We start from the raw sequence: 22,116 nt of genomic DNA, 5'->3' as shown, positions 1-22,116 counted from the left end.
GCATGCACCCAAAATCGGGATCGATTTTGAAAGCAACATGCGTCGATTCAAATTATCAGAGCACATTCACGCACACGAAGGACGCGCGGCGCTCTACGATTGTCGTTCTATTGTGACGTTATACGGGCAATTTACAAGATACAATATGCGCGTAGAGCATAGCTGCTATGCCGCCAAGCCCTTAAAAACATATCACAAAAAGACAATTAACCAGGATTTAGTTAATTCGATCGATCCTCCCGAGAAACGATAATTGTCATTTCATCGGGATGAGAGAGATTAAGCGCTCTGCGGGCCTGCTCGTCAAGCATGTCCTTTTCAATCGAACCATCACGTAAAAGCGTGACTCGCTTTTCAAGTGCTGCTCTGTCGGCAGTCACCTTATCGAGCTGCTGCGTCAGCAAGCTCTTCTGTTCTTCAAGCTGGATGCGGGAATAAAGACCGAATTCGCCATGATAGGCGTGAAAGCCGAAATAGCTAAGAAACGCAGCTGTCAGAATAGGCAGCACAAAACGGCCGCGGATAGATTTACGTTTCTGCTTGGTCCACATTTCGACTTCCTTCCCGGACATTCAGAGCGGCTTTGATTCTGAATTAAAGCGCACCCCGGAAAACGGGAACCAGTCTTCGGAACAGGTTGCGCATTAATAAAGATAGTCAGAGTGCCGATCCGTTAGAATCAGATCGCACGCGTTCTGACCACGTCAATCCGATTTCCACCATGAAGCATTATTTTGCTTAACAGAGCTTTACCGCGGAGTGATGACAGGACACTTCAGGCGTAGAATTTTTACGACATATGGCTTTCGTCTGAATCAGAAATGGCGGCCGAAGCCGCCATCTCATCAACGAATCCTGTGCAAATCACACATCAAGAATGGTTGAGAAGCCCCCCATGATCATGCGCTTGCCATCAAATGGCATGGTATCTCCCATGTCCTTCATGCGCGGATCGCTCATCATTTTTTCATTGGCAGCATCGCGCGTGGCTTTGTCCGGATATTCGAACCACGAGAAGACAACCTCTTCGTCGTCCTTGGCCTGTACCGCACGGCGGAAATCGGTAACTTTGCCATCAGGCACATCGTCGCCCCAGGCTTCCACCATCCGCGTCACACCGAATTCCTTGAACAAGGCCGAAGCCTTGGCTGCGTGTTTCTGATAGGTTTCCTTGTTCGCCTTAGGAACTGCGACGACAAATCCTTCTATGTAAGCCATTTCTCTCTCCCATTTTGGCCCACCCATTTTTGATTAGATGCGTCTGCCCTCGGTCAGCATTCCCTAGAAATAGGACACCGAATGAAACGGGCAACCGCACTTATATTGATATCAATGTAATTTGTTTTGTCAAATCGACTATAACGGCTGCAAAGGCCATAAGAGGAATGGAAGACAACTATAAGATAAAGGCTCTGCGTGATTTAGTTCGAATGGTTTACGAGGAAGCTCAGCGCTGTGAAAGCACCGAATGCCACAAAGTCGGCTTCTGATCGTACCCACCGCCCTGCCAGCTCTCCAGTGACAAAAAATTCCAAGCTGCATTGTCGTTCCAGATGCGGGCGATCTCTTCAGCACTCATATAATTATAGTAACGTCCCAATGCGTCATAGCCCTCACCGGGGCCGTCTTTGAAACTGGCCCACAGCCAGCCGCCGGGTTTTAATGCACGATGCATATGTTTCACGATATTCGGTAAATCGGCACGCTTTGCATGAAGGAGCGACGCCGAAGCATAAATGCCATCGTAGCGGTCAACTGCATCAAGCTCGTGAAAAAGCAGCTGCCTAACAGGACGCTGCAACAGCGCCGAGGCTTCCTGAGCAAGTTCGGGTGAACCGTCGGTCGGATCGACATCGAAGCCACGCGAAAGCATTGCCTTCGCATCCTGCCCGCTTCCCGTACCAAGTTCGAGAATGCGCCCAGTTGGACGAACATGCTTGAGAAAGCTATCGAGTTTGCGATTAATGCTGGAACTCGCAGCATAAGTCGCGGCGTTATTGGCGTAAAAACCCAGCGTATCGTTCGACATGACTTTGCTCCCCGTTTGTAATCTTAGAGAACAAGCAAATGTGTCCGCACGAAGACACAAAGAAAAAGGCGAGCCGAAGCCCGCCTTTTTTAATTCAGATATCAATTCGATCTTAGAGGAACTTCAATGCGCTGCGGCCTGCATAGCGAGCCTGCTTGCCAAGTTCTTCTTCAATGCGGATGAGCTGGTTGTACTTTGCAGTACGGTCTGAACGAGCCAGCGAGCCGGTCTTGATCTGACCGCAGTTGGTTGCAACTGCGAGATCGGCAATGGTCGAATCTTCGGTTTCGCCCGAACGGTGCGACATGACCGAAGTGTAACCAGCCTTGTGTGCGGTTTCGACGGCATCCAGCGTTTCGCTGAGCGAACCGATCTGGTTGACCTTGACGAGGATCGAGTTGGCAACGCCCATCTTGATACCATCGCGCAGACGAGCCGAGTTCGTTACGAAAAGATCGTCGCCAACGAGCTGGCACTTCTTGCCAATCAGGTCGGTCAGATACTTCCAGCCTTCCCAATCGTCTTCAGCCATGCCGTCTTCAATCGAAACGATTGGGTAATCAGCAGCAAGCTTCGCGAGATACTCAGCCTGAGCCTTTGGATCCCGGGTCTTGTTCTCGCCTTCATAGACGTAGTTACCGTCCTTGAAGAACTCAGTCGCAGCGCAATCGAGACCGATAGCAATATCTTCGCCCGGCTTGAAGCCAGCCTTTTCGATCGATTCTACAACGAAATCGAGAGCAGCTTCTGCGCTCAGCAGGTTCGGAGCAAAACCGCCTTCATCACCAACATTGGTGTTGTGGCCAGCATCTTTCAGACGCTTCTTGAGCGTGTGGAAAACTTCCGCGCCATAACGAACAGCTTCGCGCAGCGATGGAGCACCAACTGGCAGGATCATGAATTCCTGGAAGTCGATTGGATTGTCGGCATGAGCGCCACCATTGATGATGTTCATCATTGGAACTGGCAGAACATGGGCGTTAGCACCGCCAACGTAACGATAAAGCGGCAGGCCGGTCGACTGTGCAGCAGCCTTGGCAACAGCAAGCGAAACGCCGAGAATTGCGTTTGCACCGAGATTGCCCTTGTTTGGCGTGCCATCAAGTTCAATCAGAGCCTGGTCAACGAGAAGCTGATTTTCAGCATCGATGCCGGCGATTGCGTCGAAAATCTTGCCATTGACTGCTTCAACAGCCTTTTCAACGCCCTTGCCGAGATAGCGGCTGCCGCCGTCACGAAGCTCAACAGCCTCATGTGCGCCAGTAGAAGCGCCCGATGGCACAGCTGCGCGGCCAAAAGAGCCGTCTTCGAGTACGACGTCGACTTCAACAGTCGGGTTACCGCGGCTGTCGAGAATTTCGCGACCAACGATGTCGATGATTGCAGTCATAGGGGCAAGTCCTTCCCTGTAGATAGCCCCGCTCCTGCCGCGAGGCACATTGAAGAAATCCGATGTGAGACTTCATTACAGAAATAAAAGGCGGAGGAACATCCCCCGCCTGTGAATTTCTAATGAAATTTTAAATCGATTTAGAAATCCTGTCGAAAGCCATGAGCTTTTCGAGAAGTGCAGGCATTTTATCAATCTGAACCATGTTTGGACCGTCAGATGGTGCATTATCCGGGTCTTCATGCGTTTCGATGAATACACCAGCTACACCCACAGCAACCGCAGCGCTTGCAAGCGTTTCAACGAATTCGCGCTGGCCACCGGACGAACCACCCTGCCCGCCAGGCTGCTGCACGGAATGGGTTGCATCGAAAATCACCGGCGAGCCGAAGCCTGCCATGATAGGCAGCGAACGCATGTCGGAAACAAGTGTGTTATAACCGAAAGACGCGCCGCGTTCAGTGGCCAGAACATTCGGATTGCCATTCTCAGTGATCTTGGCCAGCACGTTTTTCATGTCCCAGGGCGCCAGAAACTGGCCCTTCTTCACATTAACCGCACGGCCTGTCTTTGCAGCGGCGACCAAAAGGTCAGTCTGGCGGCAAAGGAACGCTGGAATCTGCAGAACATCGACAACTTCAGCAACAGTTGCGCATTGCTCTTCAGTATGGATGTCAGTGAGAACAGGAAAGCCGAACCCTTTCTTGAGATCGGCAAAAACTTCGAGTGCCTTATCCAGACCAATGCCGCGCTGTGCGCCAAGCGAGGTGCGGTTGGCCTTGTCGAAGCTCGACTTATAGACGAGGCCCATGCCGAGCTTGTTGGTGATCTCCACCAGACGTCCGGCCATGTCGAACGCATGTTCACGGCTTTCCATCTGGCAAGGCCCGGCAATCAAAGCCAGTGGCGCGCTGTTGGAGATCGTAACATTGCCGATTTTCACGGCAGAATTAGCGGTCGTCATGATTGTGAACCTTCAAATACAAACAATGTCCCCTGACCTACGGCAGGATGGATGAGAACACGACCATCGCTCTTTGTAAAAGCGATTCCGTTACGAGTGAGGAGTTGCTCAACGGCATAAAGCGAAGCAACCGAGAAAACCAGTCCTGATAGTCGCAAGCCACGACCATGCAGTTCCGGCGACCAGCCGAAACAGCTATTAAACTGTGTCGGCGTCATGACCTCTATATTGGAATTTTTAACCGTGATTGCCAGGGAGCCATCTTCACGTCTCCGAGCAGCTGCATGAAATACACCCTGCAAGAGATCGGAGAAGTCTTCCGGTTGTTCTTCGCACAGCAATATCTCGCGTAAGCCTGATACGCCATTTTCATGTGTGATCAGGTGCGAACGGTCAGTCTTGGGGTATGCCAAACGCTGACAGGTGAAGAAGAATGCGTCGGGCGCGCGCAAGTCCGCTGCAAAAGCCAGCCGGAAGCTGCCTTTCTCACGTTTTCCCTCCGACGAGATGAAGCTGCGCGAAAACTCGACCATGCGACCGCCGGAAATACCGCGCCGCTTGAACTCCGCATGATCGCCACGCGAATCGTCAGTCTTGAAGGCTATGCCGGAAAAACCATCATCACCGTTTCGAAAACGGTAAGATAAGTCACGCTGGATAAAGCTGTTGTTTCGCTGTGCGGCGGCTTCATAAAGCGGCGAACGGTCTACAGCCAACATTTCGAGATAAGTATCGTCTGCAAAGAAACTGCAGACATTAGCGGTGCCGAACGGATGTTGTGCGTCCGGCGCCACTGTAAATCCCAGAAGGGAAAGTCTCCTGCGCGCCTCACTCAGTTGAGAAACTGGAAGCACCAGATGGTCAACTGAACGAGCTTTGCGCGCAAGATCATTTGTCATGCATCAAACCAGTCTGCCCTGTTCCATCGCAGCTGCGATGAAGGAAGAGAATAGTGGGTGTGGCTCAAACGGACGCGACTTCAGTTCCGGATGGTACTGAACGCCGATGAACCAAGGATGGTCAGCGTATTCAACCGTTTCCGGCAGAACGCCGTCAGGTGACATGCCCGAGAATACCAAGCCGCTAGCTTCGAGGCGGTCCTTATAATCAACGTTCACTTCATAGCGGTGACGATGACGTTCAGAAATCTCGGTCGAACCGTAAATCTCGGCAATACGTGTTCCAGCCTTGAGCGTGGAATCATATGCACCAAGGCGCATCGTGCCGCCCAGATCACCCGACTTCGTGCGCTTTTCGAGCATATTGCCCTTGAGCCACTCGGTCATCAGACCAACAACAGGTTCCTTGGTCGGGCCAAACTCGGTCGAAGAGGCATTTTCGATACCGGCGAGATTACGCGCGGCTTCGAGACATGCCATCTGCATACCGAAGCAGATGCCGAAATAAGGGACCTTGTGTTCGCGTGCGAACTTGGCCGCAAGGATCTTGCCTTCCGCACCACGCTCACCAAAGCCGCCTGGCACCAGAATGCCATGGACTTTTTCGAGATATGGCGAAGGGTCTTCGCTTTCAAAGACTTCAGCTTCGATCCAGTCGAGATTGACCTTGACCTTGTTGGCAATGCCACCGTGCTGCAGCGCTTCGATCAGCGACTTATAAGCATCCTTCAGCTCGGTATATTTGCCGACAACGGCAATGGTAACTTCACCTTCAGGGTTGTGCAGAAGATGGGAAATACCTTCCCAGCGTTCCATACGTGGCTTCGGTGCCGGTTCGATACCGAATGCTGCAAGCACTTCGTTGTCGAGACCTTCCTTATGATAGGCAATCGGCACATCATAAATGGTCGAGACGTCGAGCGCCTGAATAACCGCGCTTTCCCGCACATTACAGAACAGCGACAGCTTGCGGCGTTCGGAAGCCGGAATCTCGCGATCTGCACGAACCAGAAGAATATCCGGAGCAATACCGATCGAACGCAGTTCCTTGACCGAATGCTGCGTCGGCTTGGTCTTGAGTTCACCTGCCGCTGGAATATACGGCATCAATGTCAGATGGATATAGACTGCGCTGTTGCGTGGCAGTTCGTTGCCGAGCTGACGAATAGCTTCGAGGAACGGCATGGCTTCGATATCGCCAACCGTACCGCCGATTTCGCACAGCACGAAATCATAATCGTCATTGCCTTCAAGAATGAAGTTCTTGATTTCATCCGTGACGTGAGGAATGACCTGAACCGTCGCACCGAGATAATCGCCGCGGCGTTCTTTTTCGATGATGTTGCGGTAGATGCGACCGGTGGTGATGTTATCCCGCTGATTTGCAGGACGACCGGTGAACCGCTCGTAATGGCCCAGATCAAGGTCTGTTTCGGCACCATCGTCAGTGACGAACACCTCACCGTGCTGGTAAGGCGACATCGTGCCGGGGTCGACGTTCAGATAAGGGTCGAGTTTACGGATACGCACGCGGTAACCGCGTGCCTGAAGGAGTGCAGCCAATGCTGCTGCGGCAATGCCTTTTCCAAGGGAAGAAACCACGCCGCCTGTGATGAATACATATCGCGCCATGGGCTTATGTCGTTAGACCCTTCTTGCTGATTCCGCCACTAAAAAAAGTGTGACCAGCGTTTTTTCCATCAAAATCACACCCGTTCAGCCTCCCATATGGGATAACCGGATGCTTCCACCAAGTTCAGTCCTGCTCGCAGCATGTAGCGTTGTTTGTTACACGCGCACGAAAAAAGGCCGGGAAGATCCCGGCCTTTCGGGTATTTCTACAAAAAATTAGAGAACGACGACTTTTGCGCCCATGCCGACGCGATCATAGAGATCCAGAATGTCGTCATTGGTCATACGAAAGCAACCGTTCGAAGCCGGGCTGCCGATTGTCCATGGCTGAGTGGTACCGTGAATACGGATATACGTATCCTTGTTGCCCTGGAACAGATACATGGCGCGCGAACCAAGTGGATTGCCTGGACCGCCGTCCATACCGTTCTTGTAGCGACCATACTGAGCAGGATTGCGTTCAATCATTTCCTTGGTCGGAATCCAGCGTGGCCATTCGCGCTTTGCGCTGACAGTTGCTGTTCCCTTGAACTCAAGTCCTACTTTACCGACCGCAATGCCGTAACGGCGCGCAGTGGTCGAGCTTTCGACGAGATAAAGGAAATACTTCGCAGGATCGATGACGATCGTGCCAGCTTCGTAACCGGTAAAGGATACGGTCTGCGCCTGATAGCGCGGGTCGATATTGTAGCGGTTGAGGGCAACCTTCTTCGCAGCACCTGCGTTCGAAGCGCTCTTCTTTTTCTTCTTTGCAGGCTTTTCCTTGGCATCGTTTGCCATAGCGACCTGCTGAACACCCGTTGCCGCAGCCGTAAGTTCAGCTTCAGCACCAGCTGCAAAACTTGGGCCCGTAAGTCCAATGCAAAGGCTTGCAATGCCAGCCATCAAAATAAAACGTGAAGACATGATCTGTTCCCGAAAACCCAAGCAGTGCGGAAAACACCTGTCGCAGTATCGCGTTCAGGCTTTCGCTCTCCATACTGCAAAGGGCAGCACTACTCAATTATCCACAATAGCTATCCCTCACGATTCGAGAGGGGCTATTGCCCGTGTGCAACACTTTGCAATCTGATGCTTAACAAAAAGAAAACCGGCCCTTTCGAGCCGGTTTTCAAATTTTCAGCAATTACAAAGCTCTTATTGTGAGCTTGGAACCTGTGGAGCCTGTGGCTGAGTGCTGTCAGGCTGCGCTGGTGCAGTTGCTGGAGCTTCGCCCGAAGCAGGTGTTTCAGCTTCATTGGTGCGCGAAGACTCACCACCCAGCTGATTGAGAATGCCACCGCCGGTACCGGTACCAGTTCCACCAGCAGGAGGGTTCTGCGTGCTGCCAGCTGCAGGAATACGGTTCAGAATGTCCGTTGGCTTTTCGCCATAACGGGCCATGATGCCGAGAACGAGCGAAGTGGCGAAGAAGCCAATCGCAAGAATAGCTGTCGTGCGGGTCAGCGCGTTAGCCGCGCCGCGTGCCGTCATGAAGCCCGAACCACCGCCGATACCAAGGCCACCGCCTTCGGAACGCTGGATGAGCACAACGCCAACAAGCGCCAGAACGATCAACAAATGAATGACAATGACTATGGTCTGCATAGGTTACGGTCTTTATATCTCTGGACTAATGCATAACCGGGAAAAACCAAGCGATTTCCGCCCCGGATAGCGATGATACAAATAGATAGAGCGGCTCTTTACACGCTATTGCATGATAATCCAAGCCCTGCACCCGATATAGATTAAAGGACGCAGATGCTCATCACAGATTACGATAGGTTTCGCATATGGCGAGGAAGTCTGTTGCTTTCAAGCTGGCTCCGCCAACCAATGCACCATCGACATCCGGCACGCTCAACAATTCAATGGCATTGGCCGGTTTGACCGAACCACCATAGAGGAGTCGCAGATGCGCGCCGCTGGTGCCAAAACGTTCGGTGAGCTTGTCACGCATGAATGCGTGGGCTGCGCGCACATCCTGAACAGTTGGCGTCAGACCAGTACCAATGGCCCAAACTGGCTCATAAGCAACAATCGTGTTTTCAGCCTTCACACCTTCGGGAAGCGAAGCTGCAAGCTGGTCGCCAATCACATCAAGTGTGCGATCTGACTTGCGCTCATCAGCGGTTTCGCCAACGCAGACAATCGCAATAAGACCAGCAGCCCAGGCGGCTTCAGTCTTGCTGCGCACCAGCTCGCTGGCTTCGCGATGATCGGTACGACGTTCCGAGTGGCCGAGGATAACGTGGCTTGCGCCTGCTTCTTTCAGCATTTCTGCCGAAACATCGCCGGTATGTGCGCCAGACGCTTTCTGGTGACAATCCTGACCGCCAAGCGCAACTGTTTCACCTTCAAGCGTTTCAGCAGCGCGCGACAACAATGTCGCCGGAACGCAGATCACGGCATCAAGCTTACGACCCAGATCGGAACTCAGGCCCGCAGAAATCGCGCGCAATTCCGTGAGGGATTCTCCTGTACCATTCATTTTCCAGTTGCCAGCAACCAGAGGACGGATTCCCGGAGTCATTTCATTCTCCTCGCCTTAAAGAACGCCGGGCCGCATATTTTTGCGTGAGCGGCGCCAAATTTTGCCATTGACTAAGCGTATTCGTCACGCAATGCAACGTTCTTGGCAATGTTCTTGGTGGTCGACGCTCAATGAGAACTTGCATCATGGCCTAGCTTAAGGTTATCCCCTCACACGGGTTATCTTTATCGATAGCCGGGCTTTGTTTTGTTCTTAAAGGGTTTCCAATGCTCGACAGTATGCGTGATGCCGCCAAATCCTGGGTTGCTAAGCTTCTCCTCGGTCTGCTCGTTCTGAGTTTTGCAGTCTGGGGCATCGCTGATGCATTCCGAGGCGACATGTCTGGCAATGCAGCGCTGAGCGCTGGCAAGTCGGAAGTGAGCGCAACAGATTATCGCTTTGCTTACGAGCAGCAGCTGATGCGTCTGTCGCAGCAGTTTCGTCAGCGACTGACCCGCGAACAGGCACAACAGTTCGGCGTCGACAATCAGGTTCTTGCACAGCTCGCAGCTGGCGTTGTTCTGGATGAAGAAGCACGCAACATGCAGCTTGGTCTTTCCAAGGATGGCATTGCGCGTCTGACCGGCGAAGATCCATCGTTCCAGGATGCCAGCGGCAACTTCAGCCGCGCCCAGTTCGATGCAGTTCTGCGCCAGTCAAACATTCGTGCGCAGGACTATCTCGATAACCGCGCGAAAGTTGCTCGTCGCCAGCAGATCGTTGAAGCAGCAACCGACGGCATGAAAATGCCGAACACCATGCTCAAGGCGCTTGCTCTTTATCAGGGTGAAAGCCGCAGCGCGGATTACATCACAATCCCGGCTGAGAAGGCCGATGCTGTTCCAGCGCCTTCCGATGACGCTCTCAAGGCTTACTTTGAAGAGCACAAGGATGAATATAAGGCTCCGGAATACCGCAAGATCACCTATGTGAAGCTTGAGCCGTCGGACATTGCCGATGCTACTGCTGTCACGCAGGATGAGATCAAGGAATATTACGAAAAGAACCAGAGCCGTTTCAGCACCACTGAAACGCGCACCATCGAACAGCTGAACTTTGCTGATGAAGCAGCTGCTACGGCCGCACAGCAGAAAATCGCAGCAGGCACAAGCTTTGTCGATATCGGCAAAGAACAGGGCAAGAGCGAAGCTGATCTGGTTCTCGGAACCTTCGAAAAGACCGCTCTTCCAGATGCAATTATCGCAGAAGCAGCATTTGGCCTTAATGAAGGCGGCGTAAGTGACGTTGTTAAGGGCGCATTCGGCCCGGTCATTCTCCGCGTTACCAAAGTTAATCCGGCAAACACCAAGTCGCTGTCGGATGTTGAAGGCGAAATTCGCGATACCGTTGCCACCAACATTGCAATCAGCAGCATCAACGGCATTCACGATTCCTATGAACAGCAGCGTTCGGACGGCGCAAGCATGGCCGATGTTGCCAAGGGTCTCAGCCTCAAGACCGTAACCATTGACGCTGTCGATGCCGAAGGCAACGATCCAGCCGGAAAAGCGGTTGAACTGCCAAACTCCGAAGCGCTTCTCGCTGCCGCATTCCAGGCAGAACAGGGCTTCGACAACGACGCGCTCACCATGGGTAACACCGGCTATCTCTGGTACCAGATTGATGGCACCACCCCTGCTCGCGACCGCACCCTTGATGAAGTTAAGGACAAGGTCGTTGCAGCATGGAAGGGCGAAGAAGCCGTCAAGCGTTTGAACCAGCGTCTGGAAGAGCTGAAGAAGCGCCTGGATGGCGGTGAGACGCTCGATGCGATTGCTGCTGAAGCTGGTCTAGAAAAGCAGACCAAGCGCGGCATCACCCGCAACACTAACGATGCGGATTTTGGCTCGGCTGCAACCGCTCAGGTATTCCGTGGCGCAAACGACCACACCGGTACAGCGGCTGCGGCATCTGACGATGCACAGATCTTGTTCAAGGTTGTTGAAGTCACCGAACCAACCGCTGCAGGTCCGGAAGCAATTCCTGAACAGCAGCAGACCTATCTGTCGACGACACTCACAGATGATGTTCTTGAACAGATGGTTGGCGAACTGCAGAAGCAGTATCCGGTGCGGATCAACCAGACCGTCATCAACAATGCATTGGCCTTCTGATCAGCGGCGGACATGGAATAATGGCTGACTTAAAACCCTATATCGCCAAGGCTGCCTCCGGCAATCCGTTGTCGCTCGAGGATTCCAAGGCAGCTTTCGACATCATGATGTCCGGACAGGCTACGCCGTCACAGATCGGCGGCTTTCTGATGGCTCTGCGTGTTCGTGGTGAAACTGTGCCGGAAATAGCCGGTGCTGTATCATCTATGCGCTCACGAATGCTTCCAGTTTCCGCTCCGGCGGGCGCTGTAGATATTGTCGGCACTGGCGGAGATCAGTCCGGCTCCTACAACGTTTCCAGCTGTTCCGCCTTTGTCGTGGCCGGCGCAGGCGTTCCGGTTGCAAAGCATGGTAATCGCGCTCTCTCTTCCAAATCAGGTGCAGCAGATGCGCTGGCAGCCCTTGGTGTGAACATCGAAGCCGATGCGAACACGATTGGCCGCAGCATCAATGAAGCTGGTCTTGGCTTCATGTTTGCGCCGATGCACCATTCTGCGATGCGTCATGTCGGACCATCGCGCGTTGAACTCGGCACCCGAACGATTTTCAATCTGCTCGGTCCGCTTTCAAACCCGGCAAGCGTCAAGCGCCAGCTGGTTGGCGTGTTCTCGGCGGAATGGGTTGAGCCTTTGGCTCAGGTTCTCAAAGAACTGGGCTCTGAAACCGCCTGGGTGGTCTATGGCGATGGACTCGATGAGATGACCACAGCAGGCACCACAAAGGTTGCAGCACTTGAAAACGGCACTATTCGTACTTTTGAGATTACACCAGAAGACGTTGGCCTTCGTCGCGTCGATATGTCGGAGCTCAAGGGCGGAGAGGCCGAAGTTAACGCAAAGGCGCTGCTTGGTGTTCTTGAAGGTGCACAGAACGCATATCGCGATATTGTGCTCTTGAACTCTGCCGCAGCTCTGGTGATTTCCGGCAAGGCGAAAGACCTGAAGGACGGCATTGCTCTTGCAGCGCAGTCCATCGACAGCGGAGCAGCTTTAGCCGTTCTGCAAAAGGTCATTGCTGTGTCAAACGATAACCCGCTCTGACGGAGAGGATCAAACCATGTCCACCGACATTTTGCGGAAAATCGAAGCTTACAAGCGCGAGGAAATCGCTGCTGCCAAGGCTCGTCTTCCACTCGAAGAAGTGAAGGCGCAGGCCAAGGATCAGCCTGCAACACGCGGTTTTCTCAAGGCACTGGAAGCCAAGCGCGCAGCCAACAAGTTCGCGCTGATTGCTGAAATCAAGAAGGCGAGCCCTTCCAAAGGCCTTATCCGCCCTGATTTTGATCCGCCAGCGCTGGCCAAGGCTTATGAAGACGGCGGCGCGGCCTGCCTGTCCGTTCTCACGGATACGCCATCTTTTCAGGGCGCACCGGAATTTCTGACAGCGGCACGCAATGCCTGCTCGCTGCCCGCCTTGCGCAAGGATTTCCTTTTCGACACCTATCAGGTCTATGAAGCGCGCAGCTGGGGTGCAGATTGTATCCTCATCATTCTGGCAAGCGTCGATGATGATCTGGCCAAAGCGCTCGAAGAAACCGCTTTCGAACTCGGTATGGATGCTCTCATTGAAGTCCATGACGAAGAAGAAACCGAACGCGCGCTGAAGCTTTCATCGCGTCTCGTTGGCGTCAACAATCGCAATCTGCGCACTTTTGAAGTCGATCTTGCTGTTTCCGAACGCCTCTCAAAGATGGTGCCTTCGGACCGTCTTCTGGTTGGCGAAAGCGGCATCTTCACCCATGATGATTGCCTCCGTCTTGAAAAGTCGGATATCGGAACATTCCTCATCGGCGAAAGCCTGATGCGCCAGGATGACGTTGCTCAGGCGACCCGCGAACTTCTGACCGGCAAGGTGTAAGCCATGACAGCCAAACTCACCCATATCGACCAGACTGGCGCCGCCCATATGGTCGATGTCGGCGATAAGGCTGAGACTGAACGCCAGGCAACGGCTGAAGGTGCAGTCAAAATGAAGCCAGAAACTCTGGCCCTCATTCTGGAAGGCAATGCTGCCAAAGGCGACGTTATCGGTGCTGCCCGCCTGGCAGGCATTATGGCCGCGAAGAAGACTGCCGATCTCATTCCGCTTTGCCACCCATTGATGCTGACAAAGGTCTCGGTGGACATCGAACCGGATCAATCACTTCCCGGCCTTCGCGTCTCTGCGACTGCGAAGCTGAAAGGTCGCACGGGAGTTGAGATGGAAGCGCTGACTGCCGTATCAGTCACCTGCCTGACCATCTATGACATGGCAAAGGCCGTTGATCGCCACATGGAAATTACCGATATTCGCGTTTCCGCAAAAAGTGGTGGCAAATCGGGCGACTGGAAAGCCTGATTTTCAAACGTACTTGCGGCAAATCAATTCATGGCCGCAGTTAATCTGCTTTAAGCAGCGAAGCATTTCCGGCATGAGCATTTAGCAGCCTGTGTGAGATAATGCGCAGAACAAGCGAAATAACGAGATTATTTTCTACGAGAGGAAGCCAATGTCCCTTCTCCTGGTCGATGAAGCCCTTGCACGTATCCTGAGCTCGGCAGAGCCACACGGTTCTGAGCAGGTTCCTTTGACTTCAGCCGGTGGACGCGTCGTTGCTGAACCTGTGAAAGCTCACCTTCTGCAACCTCCCTTTGATTGCTCTGCTATGGATGGCTATGCGCTGATCTCACCTGAAAATATCAGCTATCCGCTTGAACTCACCGTAATTGGCGAATCAGCAGCCGGTAAGCGTTTCGATGGGCAGCTAGGCGAAGGTCAGGCGGTCCGCATTTTCACCGGCGCACCAATGCCAGCAGGTGCAGATAGCATCGTTATCCAGGAAGACACGGAGCGCTCCGACGACAAGCTGACGATCCGGCAAGGCCTCGATAAAGGTCGGCACATTCGTCGCGCGGGCCTCGATTTTGCACCTGCCGATGTTGTTCTTCCAGTTGGAAAAGCACTCGACGCCCCGGCACTTTCCCTTGCTGCGGCCAGTGGCAACGCAGCCATCTCCGTTTTCAAACAGCCCCGCATTGCAATACTCGCGACCGGAGACGAGCTCGTCCCGCCCGGTACAGTTCCCGGCCCGGACCAGATTGTCGCCTCCAACAGCGTCGGCATCGCCGAAATCGTTCGCCGCGCAGGCGGCAGGCCTGAAGATATGGGCATTATTATCGACGATCCCGAAAAGATCGAATCCGCAATTGGTGCCGTTCTCGAAGATGGCATCGATGTTCTTGTGACGATTGGCGGCGCGTCGGTTGGAGATCGCGATTACGTTCACGGGGCTTTGCAGAATTGTGGTGTCGATCTCGACTTCTGGAAGATCGCCATGCGCCCGGGTAAACCACTGATGTATGGCCGCAAGACGGTTTCGGGTAAAACCGTGCATGTCATCGGCCTGCCGGGTAATCCGGTTTCAAGCATCGTCTGCAGTCTCGTATTTCTGCGCCCATTGGTGGCAAAGCTATCGGGCACTGACTTAACTGCAGATATTCGTCCCGCGAAATTGGGTCAGCCAATGAATGCAAACGATCATCGTAGGGACTTTGTTCGTGCGACGGTAGAAAAGGCAATCGACGGCACATTGATTGTAAAGCCATTTCCAGTTCAGGATTCTTCGATGCTTTCTGCTCTTGTGCGTTCCAATGCACTACTGATCAGAGAAGAAAATGCGCCAGCTGCAGCGCTTGGAGATCCTTGCACAATATTGATGCTGTAACGAGCGGCATCAATTCCCGCCCTCGTTAATCATTTTAAAACCATTGCAGAACAAGACTGGAACATATAGTGTTCGTTCTGGTTTTGTTTTTATTTGATTCTGGTTTGGAGGGTGTAGCGCATGTTGACCCGTAAGCAGCACGAGCTTCTGCTGTTCATTCATGAACGTCTTAAAGAGACGGGCATCCCTCCGTCTTTTGACGAGATGAAAGAGGCTCTCGATCTAGCCTCGAAATCGGGCATTCATCGCCTCATCACGGCATTGGAAGAACGTGGCTTTATCCGCAGACTTCCTAACAGAGCACGCGCTCTGGAAGTCCTGCGGTTGCCAGATTCGATAGCACCGGGCTTGAACGCGCAAAAGAAGTTCGCTCCGAGCGTAATCGAAGGAAGCCTTGGTAAAGCTCCCCCTCCTCCACCGGCGCGCCCTGCTCCGGTCATGGCGGACAATGATTCCTCAACAATGGTCTCTGTGCCTATGATGGGACGCATCGCTGCCGGTGTGCCGATCTCGGCAATCCAGAATCAGACACACTCACTGAGCCTTCCTCCGGAAATGCTGGGCGCCGGTGAACACTACGCTTTGGAAGTCAAAGGCGATTCGATGATCGACGCCGGTATTTTTGACGGCGACACAGTCATCATTAAACGCGGTGATACAGCCAATCCGGGTGAAATTGTCGTCGCACTGGTGGACGACGAAGAAGCGACATTGAAGCGTTTTCGCCGCAAAGGCGCTTCCATCGCATTGGAAGCAGCAAACCCGGCTTACGAAACCCGCATCTTCGGACCTGACCGCGTGCGCGTTCAGGGCAAGCTTATTGGTCTGATCCGACGCTATTAAATCTTACACATAACCGCTGCACTTCCGTGAGATATGTGGCGGTTGACGTTCATAACATTTCCAACAAAAGTGCGAAACGTCTCCGCAGGGAAAATTAGTTCGCCGGACTGATTTCTTTTCCTGCTGCGATGCGTCGGATAATGCGTAAAAACAATCAGTTATAGCGGTTCCAACGATTCATTCTTAGCTGGAATGGCTGTAAGTCTGCCAGAAAACCATGAACTAGAGTGGCTCTGATTTATCTGTAAAAGCTGGAGTCGTATGGAGCTTGGAGTTTTTGTCAGGAGCCTCCTTCTTTTGATATTCGCGATCAGCTAGCCCCCGCGCTGCTCGCGAATAAAGACGATGAAGGTGCCAAGGCCTCGCGGGCGCATCAATGGCAAAGCTCAGATCATCTGCATAGCCGGCTAATTTACGAGGTTTTGTCGGTTCGAAGCGGTAGATTTTATCTTCGTTGTCGACTTGGTGGACAGCCGAAACTGTTGCAGCTTCACCTTTCGAGGAATTCTTCTGCCCCAGCCTGAGTTCAAGCGTTCCTTTTAAGGCAAGCTCTTTACGATCCACCACGAGCACATCAGGGCGCTCGCAGCTCAGATTTTTGCCTGCTATCGCAAGAACGACAATATCGCCAATATTGCAGGCGATGTCCTTCATCTCTTCCTGCGCGGTATATGCAAACATGCGTCCGTCCCGCAATGGAATCGTGCACAGTCCCTCTTCGCAGACAAACGCATTAATGTCGGATATCGGCTTCTGCTTTTTTACAATCTGCGGCGGAATAAACGTTTCGATCAAATAGGCAGTCTGCCAGTTTTGACCTGTGAATTTTGGCGGCCTGCTGCGATTGGCTGCGAAATTGCCATCGGGCAGGCGCACGGCCACAAATTTTGCATCTTCACTAACGAGAATGTCCGGCAATGGCGTTCGTATAAAAACGATAAGCCCGGCAATGACAAAAGGTAAAGCCAGCCATCGCAACCGGGTCGTGGAAACAACCGCGATAACAAGCGCTACAGTCCAGAGGATAAGCGTGCTTGCAGGCATGACGCCGGGATTACCGTCAGGAGAAAAGCTAGCGACCAGACTTGCAATATGCCTGACCAATAGGACACCAAATCCCATGATCTGTAGTGGCAGCCAATCAAGCTGCAATGGCATCAACACCAAGCTCAGCACTGCAAAGGGCATCACAAGGATCGAGATAACCGGCAAGGCCAATACGTTTCCGACAAGGCCTAAGGGTGCGGTGTTGTTGAAATGATAGGCGGCGAATATTCCGCTCGCTATACCGGCAACAATCGATGTTGCTCCTGTCGCCACCGCAGGAATAAGCATTTTTGATACAAACCCGCGTGGATTTGAACGTCGATTTTCATTGGCCGTTTGATTGCGTGCTTTCCTGTCGCTCCACCATGCAAATGCAGCAATCAATCCCGCAGTCGCCGAAAAAGACATTTGAAAACTCGGACCCAGAATTTCATGCGGAGAAATTGCAATCATCGCGACAGACGCAATCGCAAGATTGCGCATACTGATGGCAGCACGGTCCGCCAGCAATGCGCAGAGCATCACAACAATCATGACGTAACTGCGCTGTGCTGCAACATCCGCACCCGACATGGCGAGATAAAATGTGCAGCTTAGAAGCGAGAGAAAAGCCGCAAACTTTTTGACCGGATATCGGGCGCTAAACCCCGGCATCAGAGCAAACATCGACCTCAGCGACATCATCACAACGCCAGCGGCCAGCACCATATGCAGGCCGGAAATCGACAGGATATGCGCCAGACCTGCCTTGCGCAGATCCTCATTCGTTTCTTCGCTGATCCCTGCTCGCTCACCCGCTATGAGCGCAGCGGCAACACTGCCATCCTCACCAGAGAGCACTTCCGCAATACGTTCGGAAACATGCACGCGTAACTGAGCAATGGAACTCGCAATTTTTGCCGTCATGTCGGTCGGTCCTGGCACATCGGCAATCTTTGGTGTTCCAAGAAAGAAACCGTTGGCACCGATACCGCCGAAATAGGCATGGAAGGCAAAATCGTAATTCCCCGGCCGCACAGGTCCCGAAGGCACCCTCATGCGCGCAAAGCCGGTTAGCCCGCTACCAATCGTCGTCTTGGCCGGTATGTCGCGCGCAGTAATGCGGATGCGTTGCGGTGCGTAGCGAAGTTTCGGCCTTTGCGTTTCAAGCAGATCAAGCGTCACACGCCAACTGCCATTGTCGCGATATTCGAGACCAGCCACTCGGCCGGTAACGCGCGTTGCAACCTCTGAACCCAACAATTGCGTGCTTCTTCGTTCAGTCTCAAATTTCCCCGCTATCATGCCAAGCTGCAGAGCCACGACGAGCGTCAGCAATTGCGATAGCAAGAAGCGTTTGCGCACAAAAAAACGCAATATAAAGACCGTTGTCAGGGTCGAAAGGAGCGGCACCCAGTCAGGCTCGAAAGAAAGCGTAAAATAGACAACTGCTCCCACACCCATCATCACGGGAAACAGAAGGAAGAATATCCCGCGACCCACTTCCCGACTCAGCGCTCTGCTTAAGTTCAACCACGCGGCGTCTAGTAGAACGCGCGCGCGTTCAGAAGGCGTTAGAACTCGCTCTGGCAGGGCAGTAGGATAAATTTCTTCGTGTTCATCCGGAGCCCACGGAGCGGGCATCAAAGCGCGAGCCAAACCATCGGGCATGTCTTTGACAAATGCCCGTTCGCTGATCTCCTGTGCTTCCCTTGTGCCCGTCATGCCCCCGCCTGACTGCAAAAGTGCTCCCCGCTAACCTAAAGAAGAATAGCGGATCGGTGCGAAAGGGACGTCAAGCCCTTGCGCGCTGTGCTACCTATGCTACATGAACGCCAGCCAAAATCGAGAGGGTTCGCGTCGAGAACCCCGATTGCCTGTAGAACACAATCAAACGGGCACTATATACTCTAATTCTGCCTCGCCCTCGGCGTCCTGCCGCAGTCCCACGAGGCTCTGACACAGTGGAGCTGTCATGTCGAAACCGGTCGTCACCCGTTTTGCCCCTTCGCCCACGGGTTATCTGCATATTGGCGGAGCTCGCACGGCTCTTTTTAACTGGCTTTACGCAAAGCACACCGGCGGCAAGATGCTGCTGCGCATCGAAGATACCGATCGCGAACGCTCCACCGATGCAGCCACAGCCGCAATTCTGGACGGCCTGAACTGGCTTGGTCTCGATTGGGATGGCGATGCAATTTCTCAGTTTGAGCGCGCTCCACGCCACCGTGAAGTGGCCGAAGAACTGGTTGCAGATGGCAAAGCCTATTATTGCTATGCAACGCCGGAAGAGCTCGAAGAAATGCGCGAAAAGGCACGCGCTGAAGGTCGTCCGCCGCGCTATGATGGCCGCTGGCGTGACCGCGATCCTTCGGAGGCACCTGCAGGCGTAAAGCCCGTTATTAGAATCAAGGCACCACGCGAAGGTGAAACCCTTGTACGCGATGCTGTTCAGGGCGATGTTCGCTTCCCGAACAAAGACCTTGATGATTTCATCATCCTGCGTTCCGACGGCACACCGACCTATATGCACGCGGTTGTCGTGGACGACCACGACATGGGCGTCACCCACATCATTCGTGGCGACGACCATCTGACCAATGCGGCACGCCAGACCGTGATCTACGATGCGATGGGCTGGGAAGTCCCTCAGATGTCGCATATTCCGCTTATTCATGGTGCAGACGGAGCTAAGCTCTCCAAGCGTCATGGTGCGCTGGGCGTCGATGCCTATCGCGCCATGGGTTATCTGCCGGAAGCGCTTCGCAACTATCTCGTCCGTCTTGGCTGGAGCCATGGCGACGACGAAATCATGTCGACCGAACAAATGATCGAGTGGTTTGACGTCACCGACATCAACAAAGGTGCTGCGCGCTTTGACTTCCAGAAGCTCGAAGCCATCAACGGCCTTTACATGCGCGCAAGCGACGACAAGGCTCTGTTTGATGCGCTGATTGCCGTATTGCCGGAAATCGAAGGCGGCAAAGAACTGGAAGCCTCCCTTGATGAAAAGGGTCGCGCTCAGCTTCTCACCGCAATGCCGGGCCTTAAAGATCGTGCAAAGACACTGGTGGAGCTTGCTGATGGTGCGAAGTTTATCTTCGCAAAGCGCCCGCTTGCATTTGATGAGAAGGCCGCATCTCTGCTTAACGACGAAGGTCGCGAAGTTCTGAAAGCTGTCCTTCCGCATTTGGAATCAGTCAGCGATTGGACCGTAGACGCGCTCGATGCGGCTGTTCGGGCCCATGCAGAAACAGTAGGCCTCAAACTTGGCAAGGTAGCACAACCACTGCGCGCTGCCCTTACGGGTCGGGCTACATCTCCGGGTGTATTCGACGTACTGTTTGTGCTCGGCCGTGAAGAGTCACTTGCACGCATAAAAGATCAAATCGTTTGAACTGTTAGCATTCACGCTGACGTGACAAATCGGACTTAATTAGACCAAATTACGCATTGCATCGCAAAATCATTGGGATAGTTTGGCGGGCGAAATCGTTTGGATAATGCGTTGAAAATTCGTTCTTCTACGGGAACGGCTAACACATAAAAATAATGCGGTTTCCCGCGTTGGCGGGAAACACATAGATGTTACAAGAGACAAGTTATAACGACGATTAAAATTCAGCCGCCACACGGGCGGCAAAGTGGACACGAAAGGAAACACGATGTCAGATAAGACAGCTAGCTTTACCCTCGACGGCAAAACGTTCGACCTGCCTGTACGACAAGGCACTGTCGGGCCGGACGTCGTCGACATCGGTCCACTTTACAAGAACGCCCACGCTTTCACTTACGATCCAGGTTTCACTTCGACCGCTTCATGCGAATCCAAGATCACCTATATCGACGGCGATGAAGGCGTGCTGCTGTATCGTGGCTATCCGATTGATCAGCTTGCTGAACATGGCGACTTCCTCGAAACCTGCTACCTGCTGCTTTACGGTGAACTGCCTACAGCAACCCAGAAGGCCGATTTCGATTACCGCGTGACCCGTCACACGATGATCCACGAGCAGATGACGAAGTTCTTCACCGGCTTCCGTCGTGACGCGCATCCAATGGCTGTCATCGTCGGCTGTGTCGGCGCAATGTCAGCATTCTATCACGACTCGACCGACATCACGGATCCGCATCAGCGCATGGTTGCTTCGATCCGTCTGATCGCCAAGCTGCCTACGCTCGCTGCAATGGCCTATAAGTACCACATCGGCCAGCCATTCATGTATCCGAAGAACGACCTCGATTTCGCGTCGAACTTCCTGCACATGTGCTTTGGCGTTCCTTGCGAAGATTACAAGGTCAATCCGGTTCTGGCACGCGCCATGGACCGCATCTTCATCCTGCATGCTGACCACGAACAGAACGCTTCGACATCGACCGTTCGTCTCGCTGGTTCGTCAGGCGCAAACCCATTTGCATGTATCGCTGCTGGCGTTGCCTGCCTCTGGGGCCCTGCACATGGCGGCGCAAATGAAGCAGCGCTCAACATGCTGGCTGAAATCGGTTCTGTCGACCGCATTCCAGAATTCATTGCACGCGCCAAGGACAAGAACGATCCGTTCCGTCTGATGGGCTTCGGCCATCGCGTTTACAAGAACTACGATCCGCGCGCCAAGATCATGCAGAAGACCTGCCATGAAGTTCTCGGCGAACTCGGCATCAAGGACGATCCGCTTCTCGACGTTGCTCTGGAACTCGAAAAGATCGCTCTTACCGATGAATATTTCATCGAAAAGAAGCTCTATCCAAACATCGACTTCTACTCCGGCATCACGCTGAAGGCTCTCGGCTTCCCAACCGAAATGTTTACGGTTCTGTTCGCCCTCGCCCGCACCGTCGGCTGGGTCGCTCAGTGGAAGGAAATGATCGAAGATCCACAGCAGAAGATCGGTCGTCCGCGCCAGCTCTATACTGGTGCTCCAGAACGCGATTACGTGCCAGTTGCAAAGCGCAAATAATCCTATCCCAGAATGCAGAAAACCCCGGCCATTTGCCGGGGTT

Annotated in this window: 19 protein-coding genes; 8 read left to right on the top strand and 11 right to left on the bottom strand. The window is 53.3% G+C overall.

Annotation, left to right across the window (positions count from 1 at the left end; translation table 11 throughout):
* Positions 1–221: 221 nt before the first annotated feature.
* From RT142_RS00530 to tpiA, 10 genes are all read right to left on the bottom strand, one after another.
* Positions 222–551, bottom strand: a complete 330-nt coding sequence (locus RT142_RS00530; protein ID WP_007875144.1) for an FtsB family cell division protein — start codon at positions 549–551, stop codon at positions 222–224.
* Positions 552–864: 313 nt separating this feature from the next.
* Entirely contained in the window at positions 865–1,218 is a 354-nt protein-coding gene (locus tag RT142_RS00525; protein ID WP_007875146.1) for a DUF1428 domain-containing protein, read from the bottom strand.
* A 229-nt stretch (positions 1,219–1,447) separates the two neighbouring features.
* Positions 1,448–2,029 (bottom strand): class I SAM-dependent methyltransferase, encoded by a 582-nt coding sequence (locus RT142_RS00520; RefSeq protein ID WP_313026492.1) that lies wholly within the window; start codon positions 2,027–2,029, stop codon positions 1,448–1,450.
* A gap of 112 nt (positions 2,030–2,141) precedes the next feature.
* A complete protein-coding gene (gene eno, locus RT142_RS00515; RefSeq protein ID WP_007875148.1) occupies positions 2,142–3,419 on the bottom strand; it encodes a phosphopyruvate hydratase in 1,278 nt (425 codons plus the stop codon).
* A 130-nt stretch (positions 3,420–3,549) separates the two neighbouring features.
* Entirely contained in the window at positions 3,550–4,383 is an 834-nt protein-coding gene (gene kdsA, locus RT142_RS00510; RefSeq protein WP_313026489.1) for a 3-deoxy-8-phosphooctulonate synthase, read from the bottom strand.
* Entirely contained in the window at positions 4,380–5,282 is a 903-nt protein-coding gene (locus tag RT142_RS00505; RefSeq protein ID WP_313026486.1) for a VOC family protein, read from the bottom strand. The genes kdsA and RT142_RS00505 overlap by 4 nt, the downstream gene beginning before the upstream one ends.
* Before the next feature lie 3 nt (positions 5,283–5,285).
* Entirely contained in the window at positions 5,286–6,914 is a 1,629-nt protein-coding gene (locus RT142_RS00500; protein WP_007875151.1) for a CTP synthase, read from the bottom strand.
* 216 nt (positions 6,915–7,130) lie between these two features.
* Positions 7,131–7,820 carry a L,D-transpeptidase gene (locus tag RT142_RS00495; RefSeq protein ID WP_007875152.1) on the bottom strand — a complete coding sequence of 230 codons (690 nt, stop codon included), beginning with the start codon at positions 7,818–7,820 and terminating at the stop codon, positions 7,131–7,133.
* A 231-nt stretch (positions 7,821–8,051) separates the two neighbouring features.
* Complete coding sequence (secG, locus tag RT142_RS00490; protein ID WP_007875153.1) at positions 8,052–8,501, bottom strand: preprotein translocase subunit SecG; 450 nt, start codon at positions 8,499–8,501, stop codon at positions 8,052–8,054.
* A 163-nt stretch (positions 8,502–8,664) separates the two neighbouring features.
* The gene (gene tpiA / locus RT142_RS00485) at positions 8,665–9,429 is read right to left on the bottom strand and encodes a triose-phosphate isomerase (RefSeq protein WP_313026483.1); all 765 of its coding nucleotides are present in this window, start codon (positions 9,427–9,429) and stop codon (positions 8,665–8,667) included.
* Positions 9,430–9,656: 227 nt separating this feature from the next.
* Between tpiA and RT142_RS00480 the strand changes: the two genes are divergently transcribed.
* From RT142_RS00480 to lexA, 6 genes are all read left to right on the top strand, one after another.
* Entirely contained in the window at positions 9,657–11,543 is a 1,887-nt protein-coding gene (locus tag RT142_RS00480; RefSeq protein WP_313026481.1) for a peptidyl-prolyl cis-trans isomerase, read from the top strand.
* A 20-nt stretch (positions 11,544–11,563) separates the two neighbouring features.
* Positions 11,564–12,583 carry an anthranilate phosphoribosyltransferase gene (gene trpD, locus RT142_RS00475; RefSeq protein ID WP_007875158.1) on the top strand — a complete coding sequence of 340 codons (1,020 nt, stop codon included), beginning with the start codon at positions 11,564–11,566 and terminating at the stop codon, positions 12,581–12,583.
* 16 nt (positions 12,584–12,599) lie between these two features.
* Entirely contained in the window at positions 12,600–13,400 is an 801-nt protein-coding gene (gene trpC / locus RT142_RS00470; RefSeq protein WP_113485267.1) for an indole-3-glycerol phosphate synthase TrpC, read from the top strand.
* Between the two features lie 3 nt (positions 13,401–13,403).
* Positions 13,404–13,880 carry a cyclic pyranopterin monophosphate synthase MoaC gene (moaC, locus tag RT142_RS00465; RefSeq protein WP_007875160.1) on the top strand — a complete coding sequence of 159 codons (477 nt, stop codon included), beginning with the start codon at positions 13,404–13,406 and terminating at the stop codon, positions 13,878–13,880.
* 151 nt (positions 13,881–14,031) lie between these two features.
* On the top strand, positions 14,032–15,246 hold the full coding sequence (glp, locus tag RT142_RS00460; RefSeq protein WP_113485268.1) for a gephyrin-like molybdotransferase Glp: 1,215 nt from the start codon (positions 14,032–14,034) through the stop codon (positions 15,244–15,246).
* Between the two features lie 120 nt (positions 15,247–15,366).
* Positions 15,367–16,089 carry a transcriptional repressor LexA gene (gene lexA / locus RT142_RS00455; RefSeq protein ID WP_113485269.1) on the top strand — a complete coding sequence of 241 codons (723 nt, stop codon included), beginning with the start codon at positions 15,367–15,369 and terminating at the stop codon, positions 16,087–16,089.
* Positions 16,090–16,311: 222 nt separating this feature from the next.
* Here lexA and RT142_RS00450 read toward each other — a convergent pair whose 3' ends face one another.
* Positions 16,312–18,840, bottom strand: a complete 2,529-nt coding sequence (locus RT142_RS00450; RefSeq protein WP_113485270.1) for a ComEC/Rec2 family competence protein — start codon at positions 18,838–18,840, stop codon at positions 16,312–16,314.
* A gap of 250 nt (positions 18,841–19,090) precedes the next feature.
* Here RT142_RS00450 and gltX point away from each other — a divergent pair, with 250 nt between their 5' ends.
* Both gltX and gltA read left to right on the top strand, forming a co-directional pair.
* Positions 19,091–20,512 (top strand): glutamate--tRNA ligase, encoded by a 1,422-nt coding sequence (gltX, locus tag RT142_RS00445; protein ID WP_007875168.1) that lies wholly within the window; start codon positions 19,091–19,093, stop codon positions 20,510–20,512.
* A gap of 268 nt (positions 20,513–20,780) precedes the next feature.
* Positions 20,781–22,073: a citrate synthase gene (gene gltA / locus RT142_RS00440; protein ID WP_007875170.1), complete on the top strand. Its 1,293-nt coding sequence runs from the start codon at positions 20,781–20,783 to the stop codon at positions 22,071–22,073.
* The last annotated feature ends 43 nt before the right edge of the window (positions 22,074–22,116 follow it).

It is taken from the genome of Brucella sp., assembly GCF_032066345.1.
GTDB lineage: Bacteria > Pseudomonadota > Alphaproteobacteria > Rhizobiales > Rhizobiaceae > Brucella > Brucella pseudogrignonensis.
The sequence above is the reverse complement of the archived record's forward strand: the minus strand, read 5'-3'. Positions and strand labels throughout refer to the sequence as shown.

Excerpts from the sequence above, each read along its gene's own strand:
- RT142_RS00530 (WP_007875144.1), bottom strand. The coding sequence starts at position 551 with ATGTGGACCAAGCAGAAACGTAAATCTATCCGCGGCCGTTTTGTGCTG.
- RT142_RS00525 (WP_007875146.1), bottom strand. The coding sequence starts at position 1,218 with ATGGCTTACATAGAAGGATTTGTCGTCGCAGTTCCTAAGGCGAACAAG.
- RT142_RS00520 (WP_313026492.1), bottom strand. The coding sequence starts at position 2,029 with ATGTCGAACGATACGCTGGGTTTTTACGCCAATAACGCCGCGACTTAT.
- eno (WP_007875148.1), bottom strand. The coding sequence starts at position 3,419 with ATGACTGCAATCATCGACATCGTTGGTCGCGAAATTCTCGACAGCCGC.
- kdsA (WP_313026489.1), bottom strand. The coding sequence starts at position 4,383 with ATGACGACCGCTAATTCTGCCGTGAAAATCGGCAATGTTACGATCTCC.
- RT142_RS00505 (WP_313026486.1), bottom strand. The coding sequence starts at position 5,282 with ATGACAAATGATCTTGCGCGCAAAGCTCGTTCAGTTGACCATCTGGTG.
- RT142_RS00500 (WP_007875151.1), bottom strand. The coding sequence starts at position 6,914 with ATGGCGCGATATGTATTCATCACAGGCGGCGTGGTTTCTTCCCTTGGA.
- RT142_RS00495 (WP_007875152.1), bottom strand. The coding sequence starts at position 7,820 with ATGTCTTCACGTTTTATTTTGATGGCTGGCATTGCAAGCCTTTGCATT.
- secG (WP_007875153.1), bottom strand. The coding sequence starts at position 8,501 with ATGCAGACCATAGTCATTGTCATTCATTTGTTGATCGTTCTGGCGCTT.
- tpiA (WP_313026483.1), bottom strand. The coding sequence starts at position 9,429 with ATGACTCCGGGAATCCGTCCTCTGGTTGCTGGCAACTGGAAAATGAAT.
- RT142_RS00480 (WP_313026481.1), top strand. The coding sequence starts at position 9,657 with ATGCTCGACAGTATGCGTGATGCCGCCAAATCCTGGGTTGCTAAGCTT.
- trpD (WP_007875158.1), top strand. The coding sequence starts at position 11,564 with ATGGCTGACTTAAAACCCTATATCGCCAAGGCTGCCTCCGGCAATCCG.
- trpC (WP_113485267.1), top strand. The coding sequence starts at position 12,600 with ATGTCCACCGACATTTTGCGGAAAATCGAAGCTTACAAGCGCGAGGAA.
- moaC (WP_007875160.1), top strand. The coding sequence starts at position 13,404 with ATGACAGCCAAACTCACCCATATCGACCAGACTGGCGCCGCCCATATG.
- glp (WP_113485268.1), top strand. The coding sequence starts at position 14,032 with ATGTCCCTTCTCCTGGTCGATGAAGCCCTTGCACGTATCCTGAGCTCG.
- lexA (WP_113485269.1), top strand. The coding sequence starts at position 15,367 with ATGTTGACCCGTAAGCAGCACGAGCTTCTGCTGTTCATTCATGAACGT.
- RT142_RS00450 (WP_113485270.1), bottom strand. The coding sequence starts at position 18,840 with ATGACGGGCACAAGGGAAGCACAGGAGATCAGCGAACGGGCATTTGTC.
- gltX (WP_007875168.1), top strand. The coding sequence starts at position 19,091 with ATGTCGAAACCGGTCGTCACCCGTTTTGCCCCTTCGCCCACGGGTTAT.
- gltA (WP_007875170.1), top strand. The coding sequence starts at position 20,781 with ATGTCAGATAAGACAGCTAGCTTTACCCTCGACGGCAAAACGTTCGAC.